Annotated in this window: 16 protein-coding genes; 7 read left to right on the top strand and 9 right to left on the bottom strand. The window is 68.6% G+C overall.

Annotation, left to right across the window (positions count from 1 at the left end):
* Window positions 1-24: 24 nt before the first annotated feature.
* The 3 genes from ACFPO9_RS01680 to ACFPO9_RS01690 all read right to left on the bottom strand — a co-directional run bounded on the left by ACFPO9_RS01680 (window position 25) and on the right by ACFPO9_RS01690 (window position 4,069).
* The gene (locus ACFPO9_RS01680; RefSeq protein ID WP_379766092.1) at window positions 25-1,488 is read right to left on the bottom strand and encodes an iron-containing redox enzyme family protein; all 1,464 of its coding nucleotides are present in this window, start codon (window positions 1,486-1,488) and stop codon (window positions 25-27) included.
* A 184-nt stretch (window positions 1,489-1,672) separates the two neighbouring features.
* Window positions 1,673-3,076, bottom strand: a complete 1,404-nt coding sequence (locus tag ACFPO9_RS01685; protein WP_379766095.1) for an amino acid permease — start codon at window positions 3,074-3,076, stop codon at window positions 1,673-1,675.
* 198 nt (window positions 3,077-3,274) lie between these two features.
* The gene (locus ACFPO9_RS01690; RefSeq protein ID WP_379766098.1) at window positions 3,275-4,069 is read right to left on the bottom strand and encodes a metallophosphoesterase; all 795 of its coding nucleotides are present in this window, start codon (window positions 4,067-4,069) and stop codon (window positions 3,275-3,277) included.
* Between the two features lie 130 nt (window positions 4,070-4,199).
* Between ACFPO9_RS01690 and ACFPO9_RS01695 the strand changes: the two genes are divergently transcribed.
* Window positions 4,200-4,826, top strand: a complete 627-nt coding sequence (locus ACFPO9_RS01695; protein WP_379766100.1) for a LysE family translocator — start codon at window positions 4,200-4,202, stop codon at window positions 4,824-4,826.
* An 18-nt stretch (window positions 4,827-4,844) separates the two neighbouring features.
* On the opposite strand, the gene ACFPO9_RS01700 is transcribed toward ACFPO9_RS01695, so the two are convergent.
* The 3 genes from ACFPO9_RS01700 to ACFPO9_RS01710 form a co-directional block, all read right to left on the bottom strand.
* Complete coding sequence (locus tag ACFPO9_RS01700) at window positions 4,845-5,942, bottom strand: hypothetical protein (RefSeq protein WP_379766103.1); 1,098 nt, start codon at window positions 5,940-5,942, stop codon at window positions 4,845-4,847.
* A 24-nt stretch (window positions 5,943-5,966) separates the two neighbouring features.
* Window positions 5,967-6,386 carry a hypothetical protein gene (locus tag ACFPO9_RS01705; RefSeq protein ID WP_379766106.1) on the bottom strand — a complete coding sequence of 140 codons (420 nt, stop codon included), beginning with the start codon at window positions 6,384-6,386 and terminating at the stop codon, window positions 5,967-5,969.
* Window positions 6,387-6,487: 101 nt separating this feature from the next.
* The gene (locus ACFPO9_RS01710; protein ID WP_379766109.1) at window positions 6,488-8,101 is read right to left on the bottom strand and encodes a methyl-accepting chemotaxis protein; all 1,614 of its coding nucleotides are present in this window, start codon (window positions 8,099-8,101) and stop codon (window positions 6,488-6,490) included.
* Window positions 8,102-8,360: 259 nt separating this feature from the next.
* Between ACFPO9_RS01710 and ACFPO9_RS01715 the strand changes: the two genes are divergently transcribed.
* From ACFPO9_RS01715 to ACFPO9_RS01735, 5 genes are all read left to right on the top strand, one after another.
* Entirely contained in the window at window positions 8,361-9,869 is a 1,509-nt protein-coding gene (locus ACFPO9_RS01715) for an FAD-dependent oxidoreductase (protein WP_379766112.1), read from the top strand.
* Between the two features lie 77 nt (window positions 9,870-9,946).
* Window positions 9,947-11,356 (top strand): APC family permease, encoded by a 1,410-nt coding sequence (locus ACFPO9_RS01720; RefSeq protein WP_379766115.1) that lies wholly within the window; start codon window positions 9,947-9,949, stop codon window positions 11,354-11,356.
* The gene (locus ACFPO9_RS01725; RefSeq protein WP_379766118.1) at window positions 11,353-11,976 is read left to right on the top strand and encodes an SAM-dependent methyltransferase; all 624 of its coding nucleotides are present in this window, start codon (window positions 11,353-11,355) and stop codon (window positions 11,974-11,976) included. Before ACFPO9_RS01720 ends, ACFPO9_RS01725 begins: the two co-directional genes overlap by 4 nt.
* An 84-nt stretch (window positions 11,977-12,060) precedes the next feature.
* Window positions 12,061-13,923: an AI-2E family transporter gene (locus tag ACFPO9_RS01730; RefSeq protein WP_379766121.1), complete on the top strand. Its 1,863-nt coding sequence runs from the start codon at window positions 12,061-12,063 to the stop codon at window positions 13,921-13,923.
* 134 nt (window positions 13,924-14,057) lie between these two features.
* Complete coding sequence (locus ACFPO9_RS01735; RefSeq protein WP_379766124.1) at window positions 14,058-16,295, top strand: hypothetical protein; 2,238 nt, start codon at window positions 14,058-14,060, stop codon at window positions 16,293-16,295.
* 114 nt (window positions 16,296-16,409) lie between these two features.
* Here ACFPO9_RS01735 and ACFPO9_RS01740 read toward each other — a convergent pair whose 3' ends face one another.
* The gene (locus ACFPO9_RS01740) at window positions 16,410-17,435 is read right to left on the bottom strand and encodes an MBL fold metallo-hydrolase (RefSeq protein WP_379766127.1); all 1,026 of its coding nucleotides are present in this window, start codon (window positions 17,433-17,435) and stop codon (window positions 16,410-16,412) included.
* A gap of 63 nt (window positions 17,436-17,498) precedes the next feature.
* Window positions 17,499-18,665, bottom strand: coding sequence for an acyltransferase family protein (locus ACFPO9_RS01745; RefSeq protein ID WP_379766130.1), 1,167 nt, complete (start codon window positions 18,663-18,665; stop codon window positions 17,499-17,501).
* 154 nt (window positions 18,666-18,819) lie between these two features.
* On the opposite strand from ACFPO9_RS01745, the gene sbcB reads away from it, so the two are divergent.
* On the top strand, window positions 18,820-20,406 hold the full coding sequence (sbcB, locus tag ACFPO9_RS01750; protein WP_379766133.1) for an exodeoxyribonuclease I: 1,587 nt from the start codon (window positions 18,820-18,822) through the stop codon (window positions 20,404-20,406).
* Here sbcB and ACFPO9_RS01755 read toward each other — a convergent pair.
* Entirely contained in the window at window positions 20,387-21,448 is a 1,062-nt protein-coding gene (locus tag ACFPO9_RS01755) for a hypothetical protein (protein ID WP_379766136.1), read from the bottom strand. The genes sbcB and ACFPO9_RS01755 overlap by 20 nt on opposite strands.
* Window positions 21,449-21,479: the final 31 nt, after the last annotated feature.

The raw sequence follows: 21,479 nt of genomic DNA on the forward strand, positions 1-21,479 counted from the left end.
TATTTTTATGTGCCGCTGTCAGCGCTATGCGTCGAGCAGCTGCGAATACAGTCGCGTCGCCATCAAGCCGATCGCCGTATGGTGCACCGACGGCGACATCAGGCGCGCCAGCATCGCCATGGCCTCGGTTTTGCCGGCCGCCCCGGCCACCTTCTCTTCCAGCTCGCGCAGTTCGGTGTCGCCCTGCAGGGCGCCTGCCGCATGGCGGCGGATCAGGCCGCGCTCCGGATAACCGCTGCGGCCGGCATGCTGGTTCAGGGTGTCCAGGGTGCGCTGGCGCGCGCGGTGGCTCAGCACGCGAGTGGTGCGCTGGCTCGCATCCGCATCGCGCGGGGCCTGGATCCAGTCGCGCAGCACCTGCTGCTCGTAGGCCGAGAAGACGCCGAACATCTCGGCGCGCTCGCCCTGGATCAGGCGCCAGAAGCGGCTGTGCTCCACGTCCTGGCCACGCTGGATCCAGCCGGCGTTTTCCATCGCCGCCATGAACTCGGGGATCTGCTTCGGCTCGCCCAGCCAGTCGTTGATCGAACGGCCGGCCACGCGGCAGTAGTCCGAGTGCATGTTGCGGCCGACCGCGGCCTTGGCCGTGAAGATCTCGACCAGTTCGGCTTCCAGGTCGAAGGCGGCGATGATGGAGGTGGTGCAGGCGCCCAGTTCGTTCAGGCGGTAGCCGTCCAGCACGCGCTGGAAGAAGGCCGCCGGGTCGCCGGACTGCGCCATCAGGTTGCGCAGCGCCTGCACGGCCTTGTGCGCGTGGCCGCTGCCGGCATTGTCGACGGTGACGTGCAGGGTGAAGTAATACGGGTCGATGCCCAGTTCGTTCAACTCGTAGGACGTGATCAGGAGGTGCAGCGGCAGCTGCTCGTAGCCGAGGTTGTAGCCGATGACTTCGGGCAGGAACTGGTCGGCGTTATACGCAAGCGCCAGCTGGATCGCGCCCTGCACGAAGTGGGCTTCCGACAGGCCCTCCCAGTGCTCGCAGCCGTGGGCCGCCAGCAGGCGCCGGTACAGGGTCACGTGGTTCTTGTCCGGCACGCCGTCGCCCAGCTCTTCGAGGTAGGTCTTGATCAGCGGGTGGAAGTCCGGGTTTTCCCAGCGGCCCAGGGTGCCGTACAGCCAGGCGCCGTCGGCCAGCTTGGTCGGCGCGGCGCCCTTCAGGAAATACAGGGCGTGCGATTTGCTGCCGAAGTAGCGGCGCGGCGCGCCGTTCTTGCGGGCGGCCAGGTATTCGCGGTAGGCGATGCCGACCGCCTCGGCGCGGCCCTGGATCCAGCCGGGCAGTTCCCAGACGGATTCCGGCAGGTCGCAGGGCTCCTGGCGCGCGGCTTCGATCTGTGCCCGCAGGTAGTCGCGCGAGCTTGCCGCGGCATCCTGCGCCGTGTCGAGCAGTTGGAAATAAAGTGCTTTCGAGCTTGCAACAGCCTGGCCCGCAGGCGCTTGTGGCGCGGTCTCCAGCTCAGGCGTATCCATCGCGAACGTGGTGGTCATAGACTATCTTCTTGGTAAATGTTCTACCGAGATTATCCGTTCCGCGTATGGCGCACGTAAGCGGTCCCCGTCTCACATGAATGTCGGACAGGACTTACAAAAATGGAATGTTTTCTGGAAAGACATCGGGGCGCCGCGGCCTGGGCCGGGGCGCCCCGATGGGCTTGACTTTAATGTGTGACGATTACGACTGCGTCGCGCCGTGCAGCAGCGAACGGCTGCGCGCATAGCCGAAGTAGACCAGCAGGCCGATGACCAGCCAGATCACGAACGCGATCCAGGTAATCGCGCTCAGGAAGCTCATCAGCGCGAGGCAGAAGATCACGGCGATCGCCGGGACGATCGGCACGCCAGGGCAGCGGAAGGCGCGCTTCAGGTCCGGGCGCTTCTTGCGCAGCACGACCACGGCCACCGAGACCAGGCAGAACGCGGCCAGGGTGCCGATGTTGACCAGTTCGGCCAGCACGTTCAGCGGCACGAAGGCGGCGATCACGCCGAACACGATGCCGACCATCCAGGTGGCGAAGTAAGGCGTGCCGTATTTCGGGTGCACGGTCGACAGCTTGGCCGGCAGCAGGCCGTCGCGCGACATGGCGAACAGGATGCGGGTCTGGCCGTAGGCCATCACCAGCATCACGGTGGTCATGCCGAGGATGGCGCCGAGGTCGACCAGCTTGGACAGCCAGTTCACGCCGGCGTACTGCAGGGCCAGCGAAACCGGATGGTCGACGCCTTCGAACTTCGCGAAGGGCACGATGCCGGTCATGATGGCCGACACGATCACGTACAGGATGGTGCAGACGGCCAGCGAGCCGATGATGCCGATCGGCAGGTCGCGCTTCGGGTTCTTGACTTCCTCGGCGGCCGAGGTCACGGCGTCGAAGCCGATGAAGGCGAAGAACACCAGCGCGGCGGCGCTCATGATGCCCGAGGCGCCGAAGGGAGCGTACGGCGCCCAGTTGTCGGTGTTGATGTGGCTGAAGCCGAACAGGATGAACAGGATCACGACCGAGATCTTGATGACCACCATGACGTTGTTGACGCGCGCCGATTCACGCACGCCGAGCGACAGCATCCAGGTCAGCAGCAGCATGATGACCAGGGCCGGCAGGTTCATGACGGTATCCACGCCCGGACGCGCGCCCGGGGCGGCAGTCAGCGCCGCCGGCAGGTCGAGCCCGACCGTGTGCAGCAGCGACTGGAAATAGCCGGACCAGCCCACCGCGACGGTGGAAGTCGCCAGGCCGTATTCGAGCAGCAGGTCCCAGCCGATCATCCAGGCCACCAGTTCGCCCAGCACCGCATAGCTGTAGGTGTAGATCGAACCGGCGATCGGCACGGTCGATGCGAACTCGGCATAGCACATGGCCGCGAAACCGCAGGCGATCGCCGCCACGATGAAGGAAACCGTCAGTGCCGGGCCGGCGGTCAGGGCGCCGGTGCCGGTCAGGACGAAGATACCGGTGCCGACAATCGCCCCGATACCCATCAGGATCAGGTCGAAGGGGCCGAGCACCTTCTTCAGGCCGCCCGGTTTGCTGGCATGGGCGACCATGTTGTCTAGATTCTTGGTTCTAAAAAGACTCACTGCGTTTCTCCAATCGATAGTAGATAGAACCCATGCCTTTTATAGTTTGCATGTGTCCCCTGCGGGGCATGGGCCGGCCTGCATGATTCTTGCGGGATATCATTATCTCCATTCTGTTATCTGGAATCAAAGGAAATACTCAAAAATCAATCATCAGAGTACGCCGTTGCCTATAAAACGGTCAAATCGGGAACATCGTCAGCGCAAAGTGCAGATCAGGAGTTCGGGATCGGCGCGCAGGCGCAGCGGAATGCCGGAGCAGCCGATGCCGCGGCCGACCAACAGCGGGCCATTTCCGGGAATCTCGAAGCGGCCGCGCCAGTATTGACGCGAGTACGGCCCGCTCGGGTGCTTGAGCGGCGCGCCGTTGCGGCGCACGATCTGCCCGCCGTGGGTATGGCCGGCCAGGCCGAGGTCGAAGCGCTGGCCGCCGAGCCGCCACAGCCCGTCCGGCGAATGCATCAGGTAGATGCGGACCGGGCCGGCGCCGGCGAAGGTGTTCTCGGACGAAGGCTTGCCGGTCCACGGATCGTCGATGCCGCAGATGCTGACCTCGTTGAAGGGCGCCGCCAGCGCGACGTTGCGGTTAACCAGCAGCTCGACGCCGGCCGCCGCCAGGGCCGCGGATATTTCCTCGCGGCCGTTGTAGACGTCGTGGTTGCCCAGCACCGCGTACACACCCAGCGGCGCCCTCGCCTGCTCGAGGAAGCTGCGCAGATACGCGATATTCGCAGCGTCGAAAGAAATATAGTCGCCGCCCAGCAGCAGCACGTCGGGGCGCTCGCGCCGCACCAGTTCGAGCAAGGCGTCGAAGATGGCCGGATCGGTGGTCGGCCCGGCATGGAAATCCGACGCGAAGGCGATCACCAGCGGCCGCGGCAGGCGCCGCTCGGGTTCGAGTTGCACCTCGTGGCGTGCGACTGCCAGCCTGCCATGCCCGCCCAGGCGCCAGCTGAGGTTCGCGACCCATCCCTTCATCAGCAGAAGATTCAATACCCGCTCGGTAAGATGGCGAAATGGCCGCTGCAGCTTTCCTGGTTTCATACGGCGTGACTATACAGCAGCTTGCATAAATTGCCACTGTAGGGCACCATCGGCAGCTTTAGAACAAGCGCCCTCTTCCATGCTGACAACGGAACAACTACTCGCCTTCCTGGCCGCCGCCATCCTGCTGACCCTGTCGCCGGGGCCCGACAACATGATGGTGCTGGGCATCGGCATGGCCAAGGGCCGGCTGCGCGGCATGGCCTTCGGGCTGGGCTGCGCGCTGGGCTGCCTGAGCCATACCTTGCTGGCCGCGCTCGGGGTGAGCGCGCTGATCGCCGCCTCGCCGGTGGCCTTCACGGCGCTGAAGATCTGCGGCGGCCTGTACCTGGCCTGGATGGGGTTTAACGCGATCCGCAGCCGCGGCGGCGCGAATGCCAGCCGCGTCGAGGGCGTGACGGAATCGGCGCGCACCCTGTTCTTCCGCGGCGTGTTCGCGAACGCCATCAATCCCAAGGTGGTGCTGTTCTTCCTGTCTTTCCTGCCGCAGTTCGTCGCAAGCCAGCGCGGCGACGCCAACCTGCAGATCGCCCTGCTCGGCCTGGCCTTCACGGCGCAGGCGGCCGTGCTGTTCGGCCTGCTGGGCTATTTTTCCGGCGCGGTGGGCGGCTGGCTCTCGCGCCGCCCGCGCGCCGGCATGTGGCTGGACCGGATCGCCGGCACGATCTTCATCGCGCTCGGCCTGCGCCTGATCGTGGCGCGCTGATCCGGCTTTAAGGCCGCATCAGAACAAGGCGTCCAGCGCCACGCTCAGCATCTTCGCGTTCTTCGTGAAGTCGTAGGCGCTCGAGTCCTTCACCGAATCCCACTGGACTTTCAGGTCCATGTTCTTGCGGAAGTCCCAGCGCACGCCGATGAAGCGCGTGTTGTCGTTCTGGGTTTCGGTGTAGCTCGGCGTCTCCTTCTCCTTGTAGGTCGAATAGCCGACGATGGGCGTGAACCTGCCGATGCGGTAGCCGAGCGTGGCGGTGAAGCTCGACGATTTATAGTCCAGCGAGGGCCGCATGAAGCGGTTGGCTTCCGCGCGCACCAGCCAGTTGCCGTAGTCGATGCTGCCCGACAGGCCGATGATCTTCTGGCGCGTACCGCGCTGGAAGCTCGGCTCCTCGCCTTCCGGATACAGCGACAGGTCGATCGAGTTCTGCATGTAGATCAGGCGCGCGCCGAACACCTCGTTCGAGACGTCCAGGTAGCCGCCCAGGATGTGCTTCCAGTCGTCGTCGACGCGGTGGCCGTAGAAGATCTTGCGCTGCTCGGTATTGTCATGGCTGGTCTCCTGGCCGGCGAACACATTGCCGGTCACGGCCCAGTCGCCGACGCTGCGCGAGTGGCGGATGTTGACGCCGTTGTAGGCGCCGACTTCCCAGCCGTAGATGTCCTGCGGCACGCGCGCCCAGGGCAGCGTGTAGCCGATGTAGACGCTGTCGGAATAGGCGTAGATCGGCAGGCGGCGGCGCCCGGCCTGGATGGTGGTGTCGGGCGCCACGTCCCAGGACAGGTAGGCCCAGTCGACTTCCGGCCTGCCGTGTTCCGACGCGCGCGAGACCGCCTGCACGGTGGCTGACAGCGTCGGCATCAGCTGGTACTTGGCCTGCAGGCCGACCAGCGATTCGCGCGTCAGGCTCCATTCGCCCTTGCTGTAGACCTGGCCGTGCTCATAGTTGCCGATGCCGCAGGGGCAGGCCTGGCCCATGAATTCGCCGGAGGAACCGCTGTAGGCCTTGCCGGCGGTGAGGGTGGCAAAGCCCGAGAAAGTCAGGTCGTCGGCGTAGACCGCCGTGCCGGCGCTGGACAGCAGCGCCGCGATAATCAGTTTCTTCATCTTCGTTGAGTGCTCGTTTGATGCTCAGTTGGCGGTGGCGACGACCTTGACGCTCGCATCAAGGTCCTTCTTGTCGATGTAGCCGACCGCGTTCGGATCGGCGGCGACGGCCTTCTTCATGGCGGCCGCGCTGTCCACCTCGGCCGGCGGGGTGCCGGTGCCGGTGAAGATCAGCTTGCCCCACATCGCCTGGACCTGGACCGGGTCCTTCCTGCAGGCCTTGGCGAAGAATTCGTCGCGCAGCGGGTTCTTCTCGTTCAGGTTGATCGGCGTCGGCGACTTGACCTTGCCGAGGAAGGCCTGGCAGACCTGGGCCACTTGCGGCGCCTGGCTCGAGTGCGCGGAAACGATGATGGCGACCTCGGCCTGCGCCGGCGCCGCGGCGAGCGCCGCGAAACCGGCGGCTGCCAGCGCGCCGGCCGCTGTGTTGATTGCTTTCTTCATGTAGGGCTATAGGTGGTGATATAAACCCGGCGCGATGCCGGACGAGCCGATCCACCGCCGCGCTTGGAAAGCCGCGGCGGCGTATCGGAAAACGGGGCAGATCAGGCGCGGCGGTGGGCCGCCGTTGCGTTGGCGGCAAGTGCCAGCGGGCCCGGCAAGCCCACCCGTGCCGGCTCGGGGAGGCTCTCGCGGGCCAGCGTGAACACGCTCACCACCTGCGCCAGGCTGGCGGCCTGCTCGCGCAGCGCGGCGGCGGCGCCGGCGGTCTCTTCGACCAGCTCGGCATTGTGCTGGGTGTCCTGGTCCATCTGCGCGATCGCATCGTTGATGTGTTCGATGCCGGCGGTCTGCGCGCTGCTGGCCTCGGCGATGGCGGCCATGATCTCGGTGACGCGCTTCACGCTGCCGACGATCTCGTCCATCGTGCTGCCGGTCTGGTCGGCCAGGCGGGTGCCCAGTTCGACCTGCTCGACCGAGCGCCCGATCAGCGCATTGATCTCTTTCGCGGCCGAGGCCGAGCGCTGCGCCAGGCTGCGCACTTCGCTCGCCACCACGGCGAAGCCGCGGCCCTGCTCGCCGGCGCGCGCCGCCTCCACCGCGGCGTTCAGCGCCAGCAGGTTGGTCTGGAAAGCGATGCCCTCGATGACGTTGACGATATCGGCGATTTCGCGCGAAGAGGCGTGGATCGCATCCATGGTGGCAATCACGCGGCCGACCACGGCCCCGCCCTGGGTCGCGACGCCGGCGGCGAAGCCGACCAGTTCATTCGCCTTGACCGCATTGGCCGCATTCTGCTTGGCGGTGCCGGTCAGCTCGCCCATCGCGGACGCGGTCTGCACCAGCGCCGCCGCCTGCTGCTCGGTGCGCGCGGACAGGTCGCCGTTACCCTCGGCGATGCGGGTCGAATTGGTGGCGATGGTGTCGGTGGCGCCGCGCGCCTCGCTGACGATGCGCACCAGGCTGCTGTTCATGTGCTTCAGGGCGTGCAGCAGCTTGCCGGTTTCGTCGAGGGCGTCGACTTCGATGCTGCTGGTCAGATCGCCGGCCGCCACGGTCTCGGCCACCCGCACCGCCTGCTTCACCTGGCGCAGCAGGGTGCGCGCCACCAGCACCGCGAAGGCCAGGGTCAGCGCCAGGCCCAGCGCGCCGATCACGGCGCCGCCGAGGATGGCGCGGTCGGCCGCCGCGGTGGCGTCGCCGACCGTGCCGACGAAACGCTCCTTGGCCGCGCTGCGGAAGCTGGCCACGTCCTTGCGGTAGGTCGCCAGGTCGGCGGCCATGCCCTGCAGCTTGTCCTTGGCCGGCATGCCGGTGTGCTGGGCCATCGCGTCGGAAACTTCGCGCGCCGACTTGAAGTAGGCCTCGAATTCGGCGCCCAGGCGGGACAGGTCGCCGGCGCGGACGCTGTCCATGGCGCGCAGGCGCTGGTAATTGTCGCGCACCTTCGCCGCCAGGGCGTCGGCCGCCGCCAGCTGCTCCGGCTCGCCGGCCGCAGCCGCGCTATTCAGGATGTCGATGATCTTGTCCAGCGCGCCGACGTTCTCGGTCATGGCGTCCAGCACCGGGTACTGGACATCGCGCACGTCCGCCAGGCGCACATTGTTCTTGTGGAAAACGACAGCCGTGAAGGCCAGGTACGCGGCCATGCAGACCATGGCAATCGCCGGCGCCGACAGCACCTTCCACAGAACCGGCAAACGGTTGAGCATCTTCATAAGTGTAAATAGTGACAAAGATTAGTGCCGGAATACTAATGGTTAGTCATGCCGCATAGCAAGAAAAATATTGCAAACAGAAAACTTCTGTCGCGTATTGACACAAGCCGCCCCGATCAGGGCCAACGCGCCCGGATAGTGTGTGCCGGTCAACGCTGCGCCGCGGCGCGACGGATCTTGGGATGATCGGAGCGAACGCGGCCAGCGCCCGGCGCCGGCTGCCATGCATCTATCCGACACCGTATCGAAAGGCACTCCCATGGACACCTCTTCTCTCTGGAAGGGCACGGCGGCCAGGACGGCCTGCCTGCCGACCCTGCAAACCGACCTCCAGGTCGACGTCGCCATCGTCGGCGCCGGCATCACCGGCCTGACCGCCGCCATGCTGCTGGTGCAGGCCGGCAAGCGCGTCGCCGTGCTCGAGGCCTACAAGGCCGGCGACGCCAGCACCGGCAATTCCACCGGCAACCTGTACGCCACCGTCGACCTCGGCCTGCACACGCTCGAGGAGCAGCACGGCCTCGAAACCATGCGCCGCGTGGTCGAGTCGCGCGCCGCCGCGATCGACCTGATCGAGGCCACCGTCGGGCGCCTGAACCTGGATTGCGCCTTCCAGCGCGTGCCCTGGAACCTGCTGGCCCTCGACGCCGCCCACGTCGGCGAAGTCGAGAAGGAAGCGCTGGCGGCGATGCGCGCGCGCCTGCACACCGACCTGCGCGACGACGCCCCGCTGCCGCTCGACGCCCTGAAAACCCTGCGGGTCGAGGAACAGGCCCAGTTCCAGCCGCTCGAATACGTGCGCCAACTGGCCCAGCGCATCGGCGGCGAGGATTGCCTGATCTTCGAGAACACCCGCGTCACCGCCATCGACGACGACCCGGCCGTGGTCCATACCGAGCACGGCAAGGTGCAATGCCAGCACATCATCGTCGCCACCCACACGCCGGTCGGCATCCACCTGGTGCAGTCCCAGCTGGAAGTGGTGCGCGAATACGGCATCGCCGCGCCGCTGCACGACAGCGTTCCCGAACCGGGCGTCTACTGGTGCATCGGCCGGGAGCGCCATTCGGTGCGCACTTATACGGCCCACGGCCGGACCTGGCTGGCCGTGATCGGCAGCGCCCACAAGCTGGGCGACAAGGAGGTCGGCGAGGAGCGCTTCCAGGACCTGGAGGGCTTCGCCCGCGACCACTGGCCGATCGGCCCGGTCGAATACCGCTGGTCGGCCCAGCGCTACCGCGCCAGGGACAAGCTGCCCTGTATCGGCCGCAACATCGACGCGGAAAATACCTATATCGCCACCGGCTTCTCGGGCGACGGCCTGACCTACGGCACCCTGGCGGGGATGATGCTGGCCGACGAGATCCTCGGACGCGGCACGCCCTGGCGCGACCTGTACGCGGTCGACCGCCTGGCGCAGGGCAAGCGCCCGGACGGCTTCGCGAAGGAGAAGACCGGCCCGGCCAGCCCCGACGCGGCGGTGATGCTGGGCGCGGACGAAATCGAGGCGCTGAAAGACCTGCCGCCCTGCCGCAGCCGCAAGATCGATGTCGGCGGCCAGCCGGTGGCGATCTACCGCGACAAGGACGGCGCGCTGCAGGCGGTGGCCGGCAAATGCTCGCACATGGGCTGCGAGCTCAAGTGGAACGGCGCCGAGACCAGCTGGGACTGCGATTGCCACGGCAGCCGCTTCGCACCGGATGGCCGGGTGCTGGAGGGGCCGGCGCTGGCGCCGCTGCAGGTGGCGGCGGTCGAGCAAGGAAGCTGAGCCGGCGCGGAACTTGATCGGGCTCACACGCCCGCGCGGCGCAGGAACTTGGCGGCGCCCGGCTCGTCCTACTGGACATGCCGACCCCGTCCAGCTCCGACCATGAAACCCACGCCCAGCCGCGCCCGCTACTCGGGCTGGCGGACGCCGTCACGCTGATCGTCGGCATCGTGGTGGGCGCGGGCATCTTCAAGGCGCCGGCGCTGGTGGCGGGCATGAGCGCCAGCGCCGGCGCCATGTTCCTCGCCTGGGTGCTGGGCGGCGCGGTCTCGCTGGCCGGGGCCCTCTGCTATGCCGAGCTGAGCACCGCCTACGCCCACGCGGGCGGCGATTACCACTTCCTGCACCGCGCCTACGGCCGCACGGTCGCCTTCCTGTTCGGCTGGGCCCGCTATGCGGTGATCACCACCGGCTCCATCGCCCTGCTGGCCTTCGTGTTCGGCGACTACCTGGCCCAGGTGGCGCCGCTGCCCGGCCTGGCGCCGGCCGCCAGCGCCGCCCTGTACGCTGGCGCCGCCGTGCTGGTACTGGGCCTGCTCAACCTGCACGGCCTGCGCTCGGGCAGCGCCGCCCAGACCTGGCTGACGGTCGCGGAAGTCGGCGGGCTGCTGCTGGTGGCGCTGGCCGCCCTGCGCCTGCCGGGCGGCGCGGCGATCCCGGCCGTTGCGGCGGAACCTGTCCACGGCTCCTTCGGGCTGGCGATGGTCTTCGTGCTGCTCACCTATGGCGGCTGGAACGAGGCCGCCTATCTCAGCGCCGAGGTGCGCGACGGCGCCGTCAACATGGTCCGCTCGCTGGTGCTAACGGTGCTGATCGTCACCGGCCTCTACCTGCTGGTCACCTGGGGCTACTGGCACGGCCTCGGCATGCACGCGCTGGCCTCGTCGCAGGCGCCGGCCGCCGAACTGATGCGGCGCGCCTTCGGACGCGGCGGCGAGCAGCTGATCGCCCTGCTGGTGGCGGTGTCGGCCCTGACTTCGATCAACGCCACCATGATCGTCGGCGCCCGCACCGGCTATGCGATGGGACGCGACTGGCGGCCGCTGGCATGGCTGGCGCGCTGGGACGGCCGGCGCGCCACGCCGACCCTGGCCATGCTGCTGCAATGCGGCGCTGCCCTGCTGCTGGTCGGCCTGGGCGCCGCGCTGGGCGGGGGCTTCCGCGCCATGGTCGAATTCACCGCGCCCGTGTTCTGGCTGTTCTTCCTGCTGAGCGGGATCTCGCTGTTCGTGCTGCGCCGGCGCGAACCCGGCCATGCGCGGCCCTACCGCGTACCGCTGTTCCCGCTGCTGCCGCTGCTGTTCTGCGCCAGTTGCGCCTACATGCTGTGGTCCAGCCTGAGCTATGTGGGCAGCCAGACCCTGGGCGGCCTGAATGCGGCCTGGATCGGCGTGGCGGTGCTGGCCGCCGGCGTGTTCCTGCTGGCCCTGCTGCACCAGGACGAAGCCTTCCACAACCCTGCCAACGACGAGGAGAACCGACGATGAACCCGCAAGCACGCCGCCGCACCCTGCTGCTGTCCGCCGCCGCCGCCGGCGCCGGGCTGGGCCTGCTGCCGCCGCGCCTGGCCTGGGCCCAGGACGCGCCCGAGCCGCCACGGCTGGACGTCCCCTTCGTGCCGACGCCCCAGGAGGTGGTCGACCGCATGCTGGACCTGGCCAGGGTCGGCGCGCACGACACCCTGTACGACCTCGGCTGCGGCGACGGCCGCATCGTGGTCACGGCCGCCAGGCGCTTCGGCGCCCGCGGGGTCGGCGTCGACCTGAATCCGGAACGTATCGTGGAAGCCGAGGCCAATGCCAAAAAGGCTGGGGTCGAGAAACGGGTCAGCTTCAAGGTGGCCGACCTGTTCGAGACCGAGCTCTCGCCGGCCTCGGTGGTCAGCCTCTACCTGCTGCCGGACCTTAACCTCAAGCTGCGGCCGCGGCTGTGGTCCCAGCTCAAGCCTGGATCGCGGGTGGTCTCGCACGCCTTCGACATGGGGCCGGGGTGGCCGCCCGAGCGCACGGTCGACGTCGACGGCAGGACCATTTACCTGTGGACCATCGGCCCGGCGCAGAAGGGCGCGGGCGCGCAAGGGGCCGTGCGTGGAAAGAAATCGCCATAAAATTGATCGTATTCATGTTTTTGCGCTACATTGCTGGTTTTACGTTTCCACGGGATAGCTTGCTGTCCCGCCTGCAGCACGCGAATGCGCGATCTTTCCCTGTTCAAGCACCTGAATGCCGGCTCGCTGGTCACCGTGACCTGCGGGCTGGGACTTCTGTATTTCGGTCGCGATGTCCTCGAGCCGATTGCCCTTGCGTCGATCCTGAGCCTGGTCATCGCCCCGCTGATCCGCAGCATGCGCCGCGCCGGGCTGGCCCAGATGCCGGCCACCATGCTGTCGGTGCTGCTGGCCACCACCTGCCTGGTCGGGGTCGGCATCGTGCTGGCGTTCCAGTTGGTGGCCGTCACGCGCGACCTGCCGAAGTACCGGGCGGCGATGCGCACCAAGGTCGCCGCCGTGCGCGAACTGGCCGAGCGCCCCTTCGAGCGCATCGAAGCCGAGCTGAGCGCGGTGGCCCCGAGCAGCGGCGCCACGGCCACCGGCAAGCGCGGCATGACCACGATCACCATCAGCCCGACCCAGCCGATTCCGGTCGAGATCCGCGCCCCGCGCCTGACCACCACCGGCGCCCTGACCCGGCTGTTCTCGCTGGCCTGGGGTCCGATCGGCGAGGCCGGCCTGGTGCTGGTGCTCCTAATATTCATGTCGCTGGAGCACGAATCCCTGCGCGACCGTTTGATCAGGCTGGGCGGCCAGACCGAGGTCAGCCGCACGATCCAGGCCCTGGCCGACGCCGCCCAGGGGGTATCGCGCTTCTTCTTCTCGCAATTTATCGTCAATGTCACCTTCGGCCTCCTGATCGGCGTGGTGCTGTGGGCCGCCGACGTGCCGCACGCCGCGCTGTGGGGTGCGCTGAGCGGCCTGTTGCGCTTCGTGCCCTACCTGGGCATCATGGCCGCCGGCGCGGTGATCGCGATGTTCGTCGCCGCCATCGATCCGGGCTGGACCCTGGCGCTGTCGTGCATGGTGCTGTTCGTGGCCCTCGAACTGCTGGTCGCCAACATCGTCGAACCCAAGGTGTACGGCCACAGTTCCGGGCTGTCGCCGCTGGCGGTGATCATCTCGGCCCTGTTCTGGGGCGCGATGTGGGGCCCGGTCGGCCTGCTGCTGTCGACCCCGCTGACCCTGTGCCTGGTGGTCGCCGGCCGCCACGTGCGCACGCTCGAGCCGGTCACCATCCTGCTCGGCGACGCCCCGGCGGTGTCGGGCGCCCAGCGCTTCTACCAGCGCATCCTGGCCGGCGACATCGCCGCCATCATCCACGATGCCCAGGACTTCCTGGAACGCTCCAGCTTCGCCCGCTATTGCGACCACATCCTGCTGCCGGGCATCGTGCTGGCCGCGAACGACACCCGTTCGGGCAAGATGGAAAAGCCGCAGGAAGACCGGATCCGCTCCGCCATCGCCGACGTCGCCGCCACCCTCACCCCGGAATCGGGCGGACCGCCCAAGAGCCGCCGCCGCAGCATGTCCCTGCTCGATACGAACATCGGCGCCCACCTGCGCCAGATGCGCGAGGCGCGCCTGGGCCGCTGGCAGGGCGCGCTCGACGTGCCGGCCCATTCGGTGGTGCTGTGCGTGGGCCTGGCCTCGATGCGCGACGACATGCTCAGCGAACTGCTGGTGCGCGCGCTGCGCGAGGACCAGGTCGACGCGCGCAGCTTCTCGATCATCGGCGACAGCGAAAACCCCGGCCCGGACAAGGCCGACCTGGTCTCGACCGTCTTCATCAACTATCCGACCGAGGCCATGCTCGACCAGTGGCTGACCGCGGTCGCCAACCTGCGCGCCGGCCTGCCGGAAGCGATGCTGGTGACGATCCGGCTGCCGCTGACCGACCCGGTGCCGAGCGCCTCGCTGGTGGAGAAGCAGGTCGACATGGTGCTGCGCTCCTTCGAAGAGGCGCTGGCCTTCGTCGCGCCGGCGCACGCGCCGCGCCAGTAGCCGGTCGCCGAATTTCCGCCTGACAGCATTTTCGCTGCGGCGTCTTGATCCGCGCCCAACAGACTGCGTGCGGCATGCTCCGCCGCGGCAGACTTGCCTTTATGATCGGAGCACGGGCAAGAAAGGAGCGGGCCATGGCGGAGCCAACCGGGATCGACGAACGCGGGGCCGCGGACGGACGGCCACGCGAGGCACCGCCGCCCCTGCCCGTCCCCACGCCGCCGCGGCGCACGCCTTCGCACACCAGCCAGGTCACCCGCTTCACCTTCCTGCGCCGCACCCTGCTGCTGAACTTCTACCCGGTGCTGACGGTGGCCGCCGGCAACGCCATCCTGCTCGGCGTGCCCCAGGCGCGCGAGGCCCTGGGCGCCTTCCGCAACTTTGCCGAGACCAAGGAGAGCCTGTGGGCCAACGCCAGCTACTGGATCTTCATCGCGGCCCTGGCCTACTGGTCGCTGACCGCCTGGTACTGCGCGCGCCTGCTGCTGGCCCGCCGCTTCGCGGTCGACAACGTCGGCATGTGCGCCCACCACGGCTTCGCCGCCGCCACCAACACCTGGCTGCCGCGCGCGCTTGGCTTGCTGTCCTGCGTGCCGATCACGGTCTGGTTCGCGCTGCCCGGCGCCCCGCCCGGGGCCTGGCTGGCCCCTGCCCTCTACACCGGCACCTTCGTGCTGCTGGCGGTGCTGCGGCGCAGGCTGGTCAACCGCTGGCTGGGGAGGCAGGCGGTGGCGCCCCAGGCCTGGGCGCGCTCGCGCCGCACGCCACGCGTGAGCATCGCCGCGGTGCTGCTGATGTTCGCGGTGTCGGCGATGGTGCTGGCGGCGGTCTGCTTCGGCCAGGAAGCGGCGAGCCGGGCGCTGGGCGCGCCGGCCCTGCTGCTGTTCGCCTTCGGTTCCTGGACCGTGTTCGGCAGCATCGTGCTGGTCTACCTGCCGAAGAGCGCCGGCTGGCCCTCGCTGGCCCTGTTGCCGCTGTTCGCGGCCCTGCTGGCCTCGATCTCGAACGAGAACCATTTCGTGGCCCGCAACGGCGGGCCGCCGCTGGCGCCGCGGCGCCCGGGCCTGGCCGAGGACTTCCGCGCCTGGCAGGCGGCGCGCGGCGCGCATGGGAACGAGCCGGTCTACCTGGTGGCGGCGGCCGGCGGGGCATCGAGGGCGGCGTTCTGGGCCGGCACCCTGTTGCTCGAACTCGAACGCCAGGCGCGCAGCCAGGGCCGGCGCTTCGCCCCGAACATCTATGCGATGAGCGGCGTCTCGGGCGGCAGCCTGGGCCTGGCCGCCTTCGCCGGCTCGCTGGCCGTGGACAGCCCGGACTATGCGGCGACCTCGCGCCAGGTCGGCGCCTTCCTCGGCCAGGACTACCTGGCGCCGCTGGTCGGCTACCTGCTCTACCCGGACCTGCTGGCGCGCTTTTCGCCCTTCCCCTGCCCCAGCTGCGACCGCTCGCTGGCACTGGAAGGGGCCTGGCAGCGCGGCTGGGCCGAGCGCTTCGGGTCGTCGAAGGCCGCCGACTGGTTCGCGCGGCCCTTGCTGGCGCTCGGGCCCGCGGCGGCCGGCCTGCCGCGCCTGCTGTTCAACGCCACTTCCGCCAGCGAGGGCCGGCGCGTGGTGCAGGCCAATCTGGACTTCCTGCCGCCACAAGCCTACGACCTGTTCGCCGGCGGCCCCGGCGACCCGCCGCTGGACACCAGCCGCATCACGCTGGCGCAGGCGGTCCACAACAGCGCCCGCTTTCCCTACATCAGCCCGGCCGCGCTGGTCACGACCGTCGACGGCCAGCCCTGGGATTACCTGGTCGACGGCGGCTACTTCGAGAATTCGGGCGCGGCCACCCTCAACGCGATGATCGCCGCGATCCTGACACTCGGCGTGGTCAAGCCGGAGCAGATCGTGGTGCTGGTGATCGAGAACGAGCCGGCCTCGCAATCGCAGTGGATCTGCCCGACGCGCGCCCAGATGATCGATGCCGTGGCCGGCCCGCCGCGTCCGCCGCTGAAGGTCGGCGTCCACCTGCCCTGGCAGCCGCGCCTGCGCCCCGGCGACAAGGTCGTGCCGCCGGTGCCGGAGCTGTCGCTGCCCTTCTTCGCCCTCTACCAGACCCGCAACGCCCGCGCCCAGGCCGCCGAAGAGGAAACCACGCGCCTGCTGGGTGGCTGCGGCGCCGGCCGCGTGATCGAGCTGCGCTACCCCTGGACCGCCGAGGGACGCCAGCCGCCGCTGAGCTGGTTCCTGAACGGCGGCACCACGCGCGCCATGGCCGGCATGCTGCAGCGGGGCGAAAGCGAAGCCGCGGAGGTGAACGCCTTCCTGGTCAACTGGCAGAGGATCCGGCGCATGGTGCTCGGGCCAGGCCAGGCGCCGCCGCGGTGACCGCCCCGCTCATTGCGCATCGATGGTGTTGAGCGCCTCCGCCAGCGTGACCGCCGGCTCCGAGCGCAGGCGCCGCAGCGCCGGGTTGGCGGCCAGATGCATGACATTGCGCGGTCACTCGATATCCCGCCACCACGCGCGCCCGCTGTGCGGCTGCAGCAGGTCGACCGCCTCGCCCATCTCCGGCGTCGCCAGCGGCACCCCCTGCGCTTGCGCCAGCGCCGCGATCCGATCGAAGGGATCCTGCCAGTGGTGCAGGCCGAGGTCGAAGGTGCCGTTGTGCACGGGCAGCAGCCACTTGCCTTTCAGGTCGAGGAAGGCCTGCAAGGTCTGTTCCGGCTGCATGTGCACGTCCGGCCAGCGCTGGTCGTAGGCGCCGGTCTCCAGCAGGGCGAGGTCGAAGGGGCCGTACTTGGCGCCGATCTCCTTGAAGCCCGTGAAGTAGCCGGTGTCGCCGCTGAAGAACAGGCGCAGCTCGCGGTGCAGGATCACCCAGGACGCCCACAGCGTGGCATTGCCGTCGTTCAGGCCGCGGCCCGAAAAATGCTGGGCCGGCGTCGCCACGTAGCGCACGCCGTCCACCTCCGTCCCCTGCCACCAGTCGAACTGGCGCACCTTGTCCGCCGCGATGCCCCAGTCGAGCAGGCGGTTGCCCACGCCCAGCGGCGTCAGGAACAGGGCCGTCTTCGGCGCCAGCGCCAGCACGGCGGCGCGGTCCAGGTGATCGTAATGGTCGTGCGAGAGGATCACGGCCTTGATCGGCGGGAGCTCCTCGATGGCGATCGGCGGCTGGTGGAAGCGCGCCGGCCCCGCCCATTGCACGGGCGAGGCGCGTTCGGAAAACACCGGGTCGGTCAGGTGAAACTCGCCGTCCAGCTTGAGCAGCATGGTGGAATGGCCGAGCCGGTACAGGGTGTTGTCCGGCGCCGCCAGCAGGGCTTCGCGCGTGAGCGCGCGCACCGGCACCGGCTGGCGCGGCACGGTGCCGGCCGGCTTGTTGAACATGAAGGCCCACCACAGGCGCGCGGTCTCCCCGAAACTGTGCTTGTGCATGGGGACGGGATTGCGGAACTTCGCGTCGCGGAATTGCGGCGATTGCGGGAAGGCTGGCAGGGGCGAGGCGAAGCTGGACTGGGTCATGGCGGCGGCGAGCGTGATGAAAGGAAATCGAACACGCCTGCATATAAGGCTGCCAAGAAAGAATTACAAGGGCTCGGTCCGGCGCGCAGCGCCCGCCCCGTCCGCCGCCAGGCGTTCCTTCATCCATGCGCGCACGCGCTGCGTATTTGCTTCGAACGGCAGGTGAAACAGGTAAGCCAGCGCCACGATTCCCGCCAGCATCGCCGCGTAGACCAGGTAGTCCAAGGGCGCCGCCGGCGACAAACGCTGGCGCCCGAAAAAATACTGCATCGCGTCGATCAGCGGCACATGGATCACATACAAGGTGAAGCTGAAGCCGGCGAAGAAGCGCCCGGCGGCCACGACGCGCTCGCGCAGGCGCGACGGCCCGGCGGGACGGTAGCGCATGCTGCACAGGAACAGCGCCAGCGACGTGCCGAAGGCGAGGTCCTGGACGATGGTATCGGTGCGCATGTGGTTGTTGCCGCCGGCGATACGGTAATAGACCGCCAGCGCCAGGAACAGCAGCAGGAACAGCCTGCGCGCCAGCGGCCCCGCGTCGATCGGCACGCGCGAGAACGCCGCGCCGAGCAGCCAGACCAGGAAGTACAGCAGCATTACTTCGCTCAAGACCGCGGCGATGCCGAGCACCGCAAGCACCGCGCCGGCGCGGGCCGGGGCCGTGCGCGCCCGGAACACCGCCAGCAGCAGCGGGAACAGCAGGTAATACCAGCTCGCGTTGGCCAGGGTCCACAAGGGGTAGTTGCCGCCGAACCGGGGCACGGCCAGGGTCTGCAGGCCCAGCAGGTTGCCGATGAAGGCGCCCGCGGCGTACTCGCCGCTGCCGCCCAGGTCGGCCGACGATGCATCGGCCCAGCCGGCGTACGCGGCGAACAGCAGCATCGCTGTATAGGCCGGGATGAGCACGATCCAGAGCCTGGTCAGGCGCTTCAGCGCATACTGCCGCAGCGCACCCGGACTGCCGTAACGGTCGAGCATGCCGCCGCCGACCAGCCAGCCGCTCAGGACGAACAACACGACCAGCGCCAGATGGGCGTAGCCGGTCAGGAAGGCGAAGGCCTGGAAGCCCGGCGTCGGCTCCGCCACGCTGCCGAAGCCGGGATAGACCCGCGCCCGCAGATGCCCGGCGGCGACGGCCAGCCAGGCGAGGCCGCGCAGCAGCCAGATGATCATCGAGTCGTAATAATCGCTGTGTGGCCTGGATTCTTCGAGCAAGCTGACTTTGGGCATCGAAACCTCTCCGGCAGACCATGCATAAAACATAGGTCATCCATTCGGCCGATTAGTTCCCCTAGCGATGGCTCATGTGCGCCGCGCTGCCGCCGTTGCCGTTATTCTTCGGTCAAGATCATCGAGACGGCCCGCCCAGCCCTGACTTGCCGCCATGAACAGCCTGCTGGCCTACGACTATGAGAGCACCGGCCTGGATCCGGTCCGCGACCGCCCGGTCCAGTTCGCATGCCTGCGCCTGGATATGGACCTGAACGTCATCGGCAGGCCGACCACGCTGTATTGCCGGCCCACGCCCGATCACCTGCCCGATCCGCAGGCCTGCCTGGTCACCGGGATCACGCCTACGCGCTGCCAGGAGCTCGGTTTGCCGGAGCTGCAATTCGTCCAGGCGGTCCATCGCGAGCTCGCCGCGCCGGGAACGATTGCCTTCGGCTACAACTCGATCGCCTTCGACGAGGAAATCACGCGCTTCATGTTCTGGCGTAACCTCATCGACCCGTATGCCCGCGAGTGGAAGGACGGCTGCGGGCGCTGGGATCTGCTCGGCCTCGTGCGCGCCACCCATGCGCTGCGCCCGGAGACGCTGGAGTGGCCCGCCGACGAAGCGGGTCGGGTCTCGTTCGCGCTGGAGCGGATCAGCGCGGCGAACGGTTTGCCGCACGATGCGGCGCACGACGCCATGTCCGACGTGCTGGCCACGGCCGCTTTGGCGCGGCGCATCCGCGCATCCCAGCCGCAGCTCTTCGCGCACTGCTTCTCGATGCTGGACAAGAACCTGGCGCTGCAAGAGATGGACGTGGATTCGCACAGCCCCTTCCTGCATATCGGCCGCGGCAATGCGAAGGCGGCGGGCATCCGCATCATGATGCCGCTGGCCCCGCACCCGACCAATCGCAACGAGGTCATCGCCTGGGACCTGGCCAGGGATCCGCGCCAGCTGCTGGACATCGATGCCGAAACCATGCGCAGGCGGCTGTTCACCAGGCCGGAGGAGCGGCCCGAGGATTTCGAGCCGATGCCGATCCGCTGCATCGCCGCGAACAAATCGCCGCCGGTCTTCAGGAACCTGGGCGTGCTGTCACGCGAACGGGCCGCGGAGCTGGGCATCGACGTCGGCGCTGCGCTGGCCAATGTGCCCGTCATGCGGGGCGTCATGGAGACCGTTGACCTCGCGCGGCTGCTGCAGGTCGTGTTTGCCCGCGAACCGGGCGAGTGCGACGTCGACGAAGCGCTCTACGCCGGCTTCGTCGGCAATGCCGACCGGCGCCTGCTCGACCAGCTGCGGAGCATGGACCCGGCCACCTTTGCAGGCCTGAAGCCGGGCTTCCTCGATCCCAGGCTCGACGAGCTGTTCCTGCGCTATAAGGCGCGCCACTATCCGGACGCCCTGTCGCAGCGCGAGGAAGACAAGTGGGAGGAGCACCGCTTCCGCAAGCTGATCGAAGGCGCGTCGGGCAGCCGCACGGTCGCCATGGTGCGCCAGGCGGTGTCGCGCTGCCGCCAGGCGCTGGCCGCGCCGGACGCGCCGGCCGACCCGGCCAGGGACCAGGTGCTCGACGATGTGCTGGCCTACACCAACGGCGTGGCGGCCGCCATCGATCCTTTCGGGACTGTGCCGGAACCGCGGCCGGCGCCGGCACCGGCGCCCGTGCCGGCCGCGGCGCCGGTCCAGCCCGACCTCTTCGGCGGCGCCGACGTCACACCGGGCAAACGCCGGGCTAGAGCGCGCCGCGCCTGAGCAATTCCTCGAGCACGGCGGCGGGCGCGATGTCCGCCTCGAAGTCGAAGCGCTGTCCATGCGCGCGGTAATCGCCGCCGGCCTTTTCCAGCAGGCGCCGGATGTCGGCAAACCGGCTCAGCGCCTGGATCGGCAGCACCAGGCTCCGGCCTTCCGCCCGGAGCATGGCCAGCTGCTCGCGCAGCTCCTCGATACTGCCGGAGACAGGTGCGGCCGGGACGGTGGGCGCGGCCGGCATCTCGAAGGCCGCGGCGCCGCGCAGCTGCGCCAGTTCGGGGTCGAGGGCGTAGACCGCGGCGAGCTTCGCGCACAGCTGGCCGAGGTCGAAGCGGCCGGCGTAGCGGCCGCCGGCCAGCAGCTGGTAGCGGACGGTAAGGCGGCCATCCTCGCCGGCGTCCAGCAGGTAATGGTCGGCCAGGCGCGCGTCGAGCGCGGGACGGTGGATGCCGATGCGGTCGATGACGCTTTTCAGCTCGTCGTTGGCATGCACCCGCACCGCGAAGCTGCGCGCGAGCACGCGCGGGTCCCGCGGATCGAAGCCTGCGAGCCCGAGCGCACGCACGGCGATGCCCTGCCCGACGCGCAGTGTCAGCTCTTCAAGGGCGTGCGCCGGCAGGCCGGACGCATAGCGCACCGCATCCGGTCCGGCCCTCACCGGCAGCGCGATGGACGCGAACAGGCCGGCGATACCGTTTTCGGACAGCACCGTGCGATAGCGCGGATCCAGCGCTTCCAGCGTCACACCTTCGCGCATGCCGTCAAGCAGGCAGCGCTCGCGCAGCGCCTGGTACTCCGGATCGGTTTCGAGCCCGGGCGCCGGATAGCGCAGTTCGCGCTGGATGCGCCGGCCATCGACATCCTTCACCCGCGCCGCGCGGAATTCCTCGCGGCTCGCGTCAACGGTCGGCCAGTGCTTGTGGTAGGCCGCGTAGACCTTGCAGATGCCGATGTAATAGGCCAGGTCATGCGCCCCGCCCGACCGGCCGAGCGGCAGTTCGAGCTGGGAGTCGGCGACCTGCGTCCGATGCGCTTTGGGTTTCATGATGCTGGAACGATACCGGATCGCCCGGCGC

The organism is Massilia aerilata (assembly GCF_042656905.1).
Taxonomy (GTDB): domain Bacteria; phylum Pseudomonadota; class Gammaproteobacteria; order Burkholderiales; family Burkholderiaceae_D; genus Telluria; species Telluria aerilata.

Bases quoted from the DNA above. Each gene is read 5' to 3' on its own strand.
- ACFPO9_RS01680 (WP_379766092.1), bottom strand. From the start codon at position 1,488: ATGACCACCACGTTCGCGATGGATACGCCTGAGCTGGAGACCGCGCCA.
- ACFPO9_RS01695 (WP_379766100.1), top strand. From the start codon at position 4,200: ATGCTGACAACGGAACAACTACTCGCCTTCCTGGCCGCCGCCATCCTG.
- ACFPO9_RS01700 (WP_379766103.1), bottom strand. From the start codon at position 5,942: ATGAAGAAACTGATTATCGCGGCGCTGCTGTCCAGCGCCGGCACGGCG.
- ACFPO9_RS01705 (WP_379766106.1), bottom strand. From the start codon at position 6,386: ATGAAGAAAGCAATCAACACAGCGGCCGGCGCGCTGGCAGCCGCCGGT.
- ACFPO9_RS01710 (WP_379766109.1), bottom strand. From the start codon at position 8,101: ATGAAGATGCTCAACCGTTTGCCGGTTCTGTGGAAGGTGCTGTCGGCG.
- ACFPO9_RS01715 (WP_379766112.1), top strand. From the start codon at position 8,361: ATGGACACCTCTTCTCTCTGGAAGGGCACGGCGGCCAGGACGGCCTGC.
- ACFPO9_RS01720 (WP_379766115.1), top strand. From the start codon at position 9,947: ATGCCGACCCCGTCCAGCTCCGACCATGAAACCCACGCCCAGCCGCGC.
- ACFPO9_RS01725 (WP_379766118.1), top strand. From the start codon at position 11,353: ATGAACCCGCAAGCACGCCGCCGCACCCTGCTGCTGTCCGCCGCCGCC.
- ACFPO9_RS01730 (WP_379766121.1), top strand. From the start codon at position 12,061: ATGCGCGATCTTTCCCTGTTCAAGCACCTGAATGCCGGCTCGCTGGTC.
- ACFPO9_RS01735 (WP_379766124.1), top strand. From the start codon at position 14,058: ATGGCGGAGCCAACCGGGATCGACGAACGCGGGGCCGCGGACGGACGG.
- ACFPO9_RS01740 (WP_379766127.1), bottom strand. From the start codon at position 17,435: ATGACCCAGTCCAGCTTCGCCTCGCCCCTGCCAGCCTTCCCGCAATCG.
- ACFPO9_RS01745 (WP_379766130.1), bottom strand. From the start codon at position 18,665: ATGCCCAAAGTCAGCTTGCTCGAAGAATCCAGGCCACACAGCGATTAT.
- sbcB (WP_379766133.1), top strand. From the start codon at position 18,820: ATGAACAGCCTGCTGGCCTACGACTATGAGAGCACCGGCCTGGATCCG.
- ACFPO9_RS01755 (WP_379766136.1), bottom strand. From the start codon at position 21,448: ATGAAACCCAAAGCGCATCGGACGCAGGTCGCCGACTCCCAGCTCGAA.